Origin of the sequence: Methyloceanibacter sp., from assembly GCF_050728395.1 — a bacterium.
Classification (GTDB): Bacteria; Pseudomonadota; Alphaproteobacteria; order Rhizobiales; family Methyloligellaceae; genus Methyloceanibacter.
This window is the reverse complement of record NZ_JBOHJB010000115.1, coordinates 1-7,709: the sequence shown is the minus strand read 5'-3', so window position 1 is coordinate 7,709 and position 7,709 is coordinate 1. Positions and strand designations below refer to the sequence as shown.

General features: G+C 64.5%; 7 protein-coding genes. All 7 read left to right on the top strand.

Translation table 11 applies throughout. From position 1 onward, the window contains the following. On the top strand, positions 1-1,150 hold a 1,150-nt coding region (gene ccmI, locus ACREC7_RS14700; protein ID WP_431556438.1), incomplete at its 5' end, for a c-type cytochrome biogenesis protein CcmI. A 16-nt stretch (positions 1,151-1,166) separates the two neighbouring features. Next, the gene (gene ccmE / locus ACREC7_RS14695; protein ID WP_431556437.1) at positions 1,167-1,637 is read left to right on the top strand and encodes a cytochrome c maturation protein CcmE; all 471 of its coding nucleotides are present in this window, start codon (positions 1,167-1,169) and stop codon (positions 1,635-1,637) included. Positions 1,638-1,649: 12 nt separating this feature from the next. Next, positions 1,650-3,635 (top strand): heme lyase CcmF/NrfE family subunit, encoded by a 1,986-nt coding sequence (locus tag ACREC7_RS14690; protein ID WP_431556436.1) that lies wholly within the window; start codon positions 1,650-1,652, stop codon positions 3,633-3,635. Positions 3,636-3,639: 4 nt separating this feature from the next. Next, positions 3,640-4,143 (top strand): cytochrome c-type biogenesis protein, encoded by a 504-nt coding sequence (locus ACREC7_RS14685; protein WP_431556435.1) that lies wholly within the window; start codon positions 3,640-3,642, stop codon positions 4,141-4,143. Positions 4,144-4,381: 238 nt separating this feature from the next. After that, complete coding sequence (locus ACREC7_RS14680) at positions 4,382-5,938, top strand: Do family serine endopeptidase (protein ID WP_431556434.1); 1,557 nt, start codon at positions 4,382-4,384, stop codon at positions 5,936-5,938. A 125-nt stretch (positions 5,939-6,063) separates the two neighbouring features. Then, complete coding sequence (locus ACREC7_RS14675) at positions 6,064-6,744, top strand: response regulator transcription factor (protein WP_431556433.1); 681 nt, start codon at positions 6,064-6,066, stop codon at positions 6,742-6,744. Then, a partial coding sequence (locus ACREC7_RS14670) for a HAMP domain-containing protein (RefSeq protein WP_431556432.1) occupies positions 6,728-7,709 on the top strand: 982 nt, incomplete at its 3' end. The genes ACREC7_RS14675 and ACREC7_RS14670, both read left to right, overlap by 17 nt.

Here is a 7,709-nt window from a genome sequence, read left to right as displayed (position 1 = left end):
CTGGGTGATCTTTGCCGTTTTGACGGCTGCCGTGCTCTACGTCGTGCTCCGCCCGCTCGCGGACGGAAGCGCAAGTGAGGAGTCACGCGCCGCCTTCAACGCCACCGTCTATCGCGATCAGCTCGGGGAAGTTGAAAGCGACCGGGAGCGCGGCCTGATCGGGGAAGGGGACGCCGAGGCCGCCCGTGTCGAAATCGCCCGCCGGCTGCTCGCCACCGATGCGGAAAAAGAGGGCGCCAAACTCTCCCTGACCCATTCCCCGACAAAAGCCGTAGCCGTGGGGCTCGCAGTAGCGCTGCCACTCGCGGCGCTCAGCCTCTATCTTGTCTACGGCTCTCCCCGCCTGCCCGATCAACCCCTCATCGCCCGCTTGCAGGATCCCGCGAGCGACAAAAATCTCGAAGTGCTGGTCGCGCGCGTGGAGGCGCGGCTTCGCGAGCATCCCGAGGAGGGGGAGGGCTGGGAGGTGATCGCTCCCGTCTATATGGGCTGGGGGCGATACGCCGATGCGGCTGAAGCCTATCGTCAGACCATCCGCCTGCTCGGGGAGTCGCCGAAACGCCTGGCAAACTACGGGCAGGCGCTCGTGCTTGCCAACAATGGCGTGGTCTCGGAGGACGCCCGCAAAGCGCTGGAGCGGGCGGTCGCGCTCGACCCCAATCTCATCGAGCCGCGCCTCGTGCTGATCATCGCCAAGGAGCAGGACGGTCAGTTCGCCGCGGCGGCGGACGCCTGGCGCGCGATGCTGGCGAAGGCGCCGGCCGATGCGCCTTGGCGCAAATTGGTGGAGCAGCGCCTCGCGGACGACGAAGCCAAGCTTGCCGGCAACGCCGTTGCCGCCAAGCCGGAAGAAGCTCCGGGAGAGGGGCCACCAAGGCCGAACCCCGACGATGTGGCCGCTGCCCAGAAAATGGCACCCGCCGACCGCCAAGCCATGATCGAGACCATGGTACAAAGGCTTGACGACCGGCTGACGCAAAAGGGCGACGATCTTGCCGGTTGGCTCAAGCTGGTCAGAGCCTATACCGTGCTTGACCGGAAGGATGACGCCATGAAAGCGCTCACGCGCGCGAAGACGCAATTCAGCGGGAACGCCGAAGCTTTGCAGCAGCTCGATGCTCTGGCGGCCGAGCTTGGCTTGAAGTCGTGACCTGGAGGTCTGTGGAATGACCCGCAAGCAGCGCAGAGCCGTTCTGATCGGCACCTGCCTCGGCGTGCTTGGGCTTGCCGTGGGCCTGGTGCTCATGGCGTTGCGCGACTCGATCGTGTTCTTCTATACGCCGGCCGAGGTGGCGGAGAAGCACTTGGATGCCGGTCAGCGATTCAGGCTTGGCGGACTGGTCGAGAACGGGAGTCTCAAGCGTGGCGAGGGCACCACGGTCAGCTTCGTCATCACCGACAAGCGCGCCACGCTTCCGGTGACCTATACTGGCGTGCTGCCCGATCTTTTTCGCGAAGGCCAGGGAGTGGTCGCCGAAGGCATGCTAACATCGGAAGGCGTGTTTCATGCCGACAGCGTGCTGGCCAAGCACGACGAGAAATACATGCCTCCGGAGGTTGCCAAAAAGCTGAAAGAGCAAGGCGTCTGGCGGGGTGACGCGCAGGCGGGCACGCCTGACGCCGGAAAGTTAAATTAGGCGAAAGTACCCATGATCGCAGAGACCGGCCATTACGCTCTGATCCTCGCACTCGCGCTCGCGATCGTGCAGACCGTGCTTCCGCTGTGGGGGACGAGGATCCGCGACCCGCAACTCATGGCCGTCGCAGTGCCTGCGGCGCAGATGCAGTTTCTGCTGATCGCGGTCTCGTTTTCGGCCCTGATGACGGGCTATGTCACGTCGGACTTCTCGCTGCAGAACGTTTGGGCCAACTCCCACTCGGCGAAACCTCTCATCTACAAGATCGCGGGCGTGTGGGGGAACCACGAAGGCTCGATGGTGCTCTGGGTGCTGATCCTTGCTTTGTTCGGCGCCGCGGTCGCGACCTATGGCACCAACCTGCCGCGCGAGCTGCAAGCGAACGTGCTGGCGGTACAAGGGTCGATCGCCGCGGCCTTCCTCCTGTTCATCATCATCACGTCCAATCCCTTCGCCAGGCTCGATCCCGCGCCGCTTGACGGTAATGGCCTCAACCCCGTGCTGCAGGACCCGGCGCTCGCCTTCCACCCGCCCTTCCTCTACACGGGCTATGTCGGCTTCTCGATGGCGTTCTCCTTCGCCGTGGCCGCTTTAATCGACGGCCGCATCGATGCTGCCTGGGCGCGCTGGGTGAGGCCATGGACGCTTGCCGCCTGGATGTGTCTCACGCTCGGCATCGCCATGGGCTCGTGGTGGGCCTATTACGAGCTCGGCTGGGGCGGATTCTGGTTCTGGGATCCGGTGGAGAACGCCTCCTTCATGCCCTGGCTCGCGGGCACAGCGCTGCTCCATTCGGCTCTCGTCATGGAGAAGCGCGACGCACTGAAGGTTTGGACCGTCCTGCTTGCCATCATCACCTTTTCGCTGAGCTTGATGGGCACGTTCCTGGTCCGCTCCGGCGTGCTCACCTCGGTGCATGCCTTCGCCGTCGATCCGGCCCGCGGCGTTTTCATCCTCGCCATCATGGGCGTCTTCATCGGCGGGGCGCTCACGCTGTTCGCCATCCGGGCGCCGCTCTTGGCGCAAGGCGGGCTGTTCGCGCCGATCAGCCGGGAGGGGAGCCTCGTCCTCAACAATCTGCTGCTCACCACCGCTTGCGCTGCCGTGCTTGTCGGCACGCTCTATCCGCTCGCGCTTGAGTCGCTGACCGGGGAGAAGATTTCCGTCGGGGCTCCGTTCTTCAACTACACCTTCGTGCCGCTCTTCGTGCCGCTGCTCATCGCGGCTCCCTTCGGGCCGATGCTCGCCTGGAAGAGGGGGGACATCCTCGCCGCTGGCCAGCGCCTCCTCGCTGCGGCGATCCTTGCGCTCATCGTCACCGTGGCGGCTTTTGCTTGGCAGCAGCGCGGGCCCTGGCTTGCGCCTCTCGGTCTCGGGCTTGGGATTTGGCTCATCGGCGGCGCGCTGTCGGAGATCGCCTTCAGGGTGAAGCTGCTCGATGGATCCCTGAAGGATACCGCACGACGTCTCGGCAGTTTGCCGCGCTCGGCCTACGGCTCGGCGTTTGCCCATGCCGGGCTCGGCATCGTGGTGATCGGCATCGTCGCCACCACGGCGTGGCGGAGCGAGGCCATCCTCGCGCTCGAGCCTAAGGATTCCGCCGAGATCGCCGGCTACCAATTGACCTTCGAGGGCGTCGCGCCGCGCGAAGGCCCGAACTATCGCGAGCGCGTCGGATTGTTCAAGGTGGCGCGAGGCGGCGAGGATGTGACCACGCTTGAGCCTTCCAAGCGCGAATTTACCGTGGAGCGCAGCAGCACCACCGAGGCCGGCATCCATGCAAGCTGGCGCGGCGACCTTTACGTCGTCCTTGGCGATCCCCTGAAGGACGGCGCCTACAGCGTCAGGCTTTATTTCAACCCGCTGGTGCGGCTCATCTGGCTCGGCGCCCTGGTCATGTTTGCCGGTGGCGCCCTGTCCTTGTCCGACCGGCGCTTGCGGGTCGGCGCGCCGAAGCGGGCAAAAGCCCTCGGCCAAGGCCTCGCCCCCGCCGGATAGAGCAATGCCGGCACCCAGCCATTCACCGCGTTCGCTTCGCTTCGGCCGCGTGTTTTTTGGCGCGGTCCTCTCACTCTCCGTGAGCCTGGCGATGCTTCCGGCGAAAGCGGTGGAGCCCGACGAGTTGCTGCAAGATCAGGCACTCGAGGCGAGAGCCCGGCACATCTCGGAAGGCTTGCGCTGCCTCGTCTGCCAGAACCAGTCGATCGACGATTCCGCAGCACCGCTTGCCAAGGACCTCCGCCTGCTGGTGCGGGAGCGGCTGAAGGCTGGCGACACCGACCAACAAATCGAGGATTTTGTCGTTGCCCGCTATGGCGAATTTGTGCTGCTCAAGCCGCGCTTCGAACCACACACCTTCTTGCTGTGGTTCGCCACTCCGGCCGTGTTTATCGTCGCGCTGCTGATCGTCGTTTTGGCCTATCGGCGGCGGTCTGCCGGCGCGCAGCTTGCGCCGTTGAGCAAGGCAGAGGAGCGGCGGCTCAAGCGTTTGCTAGAGGATCGCTGATTGCCGGGAGGCATTCGGCCCATATATTTCGGCCGTGGGCCGGCGGCTGAGCCCGGCCCTGAGCTTCCGGCAGGACGCCAACCTTACCGAAATTTAATTCCCTCGAAACGGCGGCGTAATTGCCGGACCCCTATATTTTCCGCTCAGAGGCCTCGTTCAATGAGGATGCGGGGCCGCTTTAGCGGATTCTTTCTATCGTGGGAGAGGTGACCTTATGACTCATTCTGACCAGAGCTCCGTGACCAAAAAGGGCTCGCGGAAGTTTACGCGTGGGCCGTTGGCGGTAACGGCTGCCGCACTGATTGCGGTTGGCGCCTTGGGGCTCGCGCTCGGCCAAGACATGCGCTTCGCCTCGGCCGAGCCGGCGCAGACCACCCAAGCTCCTCCTCCGCAGACAGTGCAGACTCCCTATGGAGCCGCGCCCTTGAGCTTTGCCGACCTCGTGCAGAAGGTGAGCCCGGCGGTCGTGAGCATCAACGTCAAGGGCGACTCCAAAGTCGCCGAGAACGACCTGCAGATTCCTGGGCTCCCCGATTTGCCGGAGGACAACCCCCTCTACGATTTCTTCAAGCAGTTCCGTCAGGGCCAGCCCGGCCAGGGCAACCGCCCGCCGCGTCCGCACCCGACGCTCGCGCAAGGCTCGGGCTTCTTCATCTCGCCTGATGGGTATCTCGTCACCAACAACCATGTGATCGAGGACGCCGAGGACATCTCCGTGACGCTCGAGAGCGGCGACAAATATCCGGCCACGCTGGTCGGTGCCGATGCTCGGACCGACATTGCGCTGGTCAAGGTCAAGGCTCCGCAGCAGCTTCCCTACGTGAAGTTCTCCGACAAGGATCCCCGCGTCGGTGACTGGGTGCTCGCGGTCGGCAATCCGTTCGGCCTCGGCGGAACGGTGACGGCAGGCATCATCTCGGCGCATAACCGCGACATCGGATCGGGCCCATATGACTATCTGCAGATCGACGCTGCGGTGAATCGCGGCAATTCCGGCGGACCGTCCTTCAATCTGGATGGCGAGGTCGTCGGCATGAACACCGCCATCTTCTCACCGTCCGGCGGCAATGTCGGCATCGCCTTCGCCGTGCCGGCGGCGCTCGTCAAGGAGGTGGTCGGTCAGCTGCAACAGCATGGCACCGTCGACCGCGGCTGGCTGGGCGTCGTCATCCAGAATGTGAGCGACGACATCGCCGACTCGATTGGCCTGCCTGAGGCCAAGGGCGCCATGGTCACCAAGGTGGCCGAGGATGGCCCCGCCGCCAAGCAGGACGTCAAGGCCGGCGACGTGATCGTCGAGGTCAATGGCGACAAGATCGACGACTCTCGCGACCTTGCCCGCAAGATCGCCGAGCTCCATCCAAACACCGACGTGAAGCTCTCCATCGTTCGCTACGGCAAGGAGCACGAGGTGAACATGAAGCTTGGCACGTTCCCGAGCGGCAAGAAGCTTGCGGCGCTCGAGGACGACAAGCCCGCCGATACCAGCGAGCAGCTGGACACCCTCGGCCTGTCGCTGGCTCCTGCCGTCAAGGTGCCTGGTGCCGGCGAGGATGGCGTGGTGATCACCGACGTCGACCCCAGCAGCGACGCCGCCGATAAGGGCCTCAAGGCAGGCGACATCATTCTTCAGGTTGCCGGCGAGACGGTGTCGCAGCCGGGAGACGTCGCCAAGGGCGTCAAGAAGGCGATGGAAAAGGCCAAGGACAAGGACAAGGTCAACGTCCTGGTTCAGGTGAAAACCGGCGACCAGACGCGCTTCATTGCGCTTTCCCTGAAGAAGGCTAAGGTTTAACGCCTTCTACGCCGGAGGGCGGCGCGGTTCCCCCGCCGCGCCGCCCACCCTCGTTTCCCCTTCGCGAGGAAGCCATGACCTCGCTCGTGAGTGAGATAGAACCCGCCGCTAGGAGATCTCCAACCATGCGCGTGCTGGTGATCGAGGATGATCAGGAGACGGCAAGCTTCCTCCGGCGTGCCCTGAAAGAGCAGGGGCACGTCGCCGAATATGCGGCGGACGGCCAGACCGGGCTCGAGCTTGCGCGAGCCAACGCCTATGACGTGCTCATCGTCGACCGCATGCTGCCGAAATGCGACGGGCTTACCGTGATCGGTGCGCTCCGCGCCGAGGAGATCAGAACGCCTGCGTTAATCTTAAGCGCGCTTGGCGAGGTCGACGACCGGGTCAAGGGCCTACGCGCCGGCGGCGACGACTATCTCACCAAGCCTTACGCCTTCAGCGAGCTGCTGGCCCGCATCGAGGCTCTGGCCAGGCGCACCTCGCCTGAGGAAGGAAGCACGCGCTTCGTGGTCGGCGATCTCGTGCTCGACCGTCTCTCGCACAAGGTGACGCGGGCCGGCGAAGCGATTATGTTGCAGCCGCGCGAGTTTCGCTTGCTGGAATATCTCATGAAGCATGCGGGCCAAGTGGTGACCCGCACCATGTTGCTCGAGAACGTATGGGATTATCACTTCGATCCGCAGACCAACGTCATCGACGTTCATGTCTCGCGGCTTCGCTCGAAGATCGACAAGAATTTTGCGACGCCGTTGCTGCACACCGTCCGCGGCGCTGGCTACACCATCCGTGACAGCGCTCACTAAACTCTTCCGCACCACGACCTTTCGCCTGTCGCTGACCTATCTTGCGCTGTTCGGCGCGGCGGCGGTCGTGGCCATTTTCTATATCTATTGGAATACCACCGTGCTGCTGACCAGGCAGCTGCACGAGACCATCGACGCCGAGCTCAAAGGCCTTGCCGAACAATATAACGACGGCGGCTTGACCCAGCTCGTGCGCACCGTGGCGGACCGCAGCCAGACGCCGGGCAACAGCCTCTATTTTGTCGCCGATGCCGGCGGGCGCCGCGTCGCGGGCAATCTCACCAGCATCTCTCAGGAACTTCTCGACAGCCTCGGACCGGTCGAATTCGAATATAGCCGGCCGGCGCAAGGCGGCATCGAAACCAGGCTTGCCTTCGCCAATGTGTTCAGGCTGCCGGGAGGCTACCGCCTCATCGTCGGCCGCGACATCGAGGACCGGCGCGAGCTCGCGCGCGTGATCCGCTCGGCCATGCTGTGGGGACTTGGCGTGATGGCGCTGTTTGGCATCGGCGGAGGCTATTTGGTCAGCCGCAACCTGCTCGCCAGGATCGATGCGGTCGCCGCCACCACCCGCACCATCATGGAAGGCGATCTCACCGGGCGCCTGGCGGTAAACGGCTCGGGCGACGAGCTCGACCGCCTCTCGGAGAGCCTCAACCTGATGCTGGCGCGGATCGAGCAGCTCATGGCGGGATTGCGCGAGGTCTCCGACAACATCGCCCACGATCTCAAGACGCCGCTCAATCGCTTGCGCAACCGCGTCGAGGCTGCCTTGCGCGAGCCCTACGGCGAGCCGGCTTATCGCGAGGCGCTCGAGCACACCATCGAGGAGGCCGACGGGCTGATCAAGACGTTCAACGCGTTGCTCTCGATCGCGCGGTTGGAAGCAGGCGCGGCCGGCGACAACAAGGAGAGCCTCGACGTGGCGGCGCTGGTCCGCGACGTGGCGGAACTCTACGAGCCGG

Excerpts from the sequence above, each read along its gene's own strand:
- ccmE (WP_431556437.1), top strand. The coding sequence starts at position 1,167 with ATGACCCGCAAGCAGCGCAGAGCCGTTCTGATCGGCACCTGCCTCGGC.
- ACREC7_RS14690 (WP_431556436.1), top strand. The coding sequence starts at position 1,650 with ATGATCGCAGAGACCGGCCATTACGCTCTGATCCTCGCACTCGCGCTC.
- ACREC7_RS14685 (WP_431556435.1), top strand. The coding sequence starts at position 3,640 with ATGCCGGCACCCAGCCATTCACCGCGTTCGCTTCGCTTCGGCCGCGTG.
- ACREC7_RS14675 (WP_431556433.1), top strand. The coding sequence starts at position 6,064 with ATGCGCGTGCTGGTGATCGAGGATGATCAGGAGACGGCAAGCTTCCTC.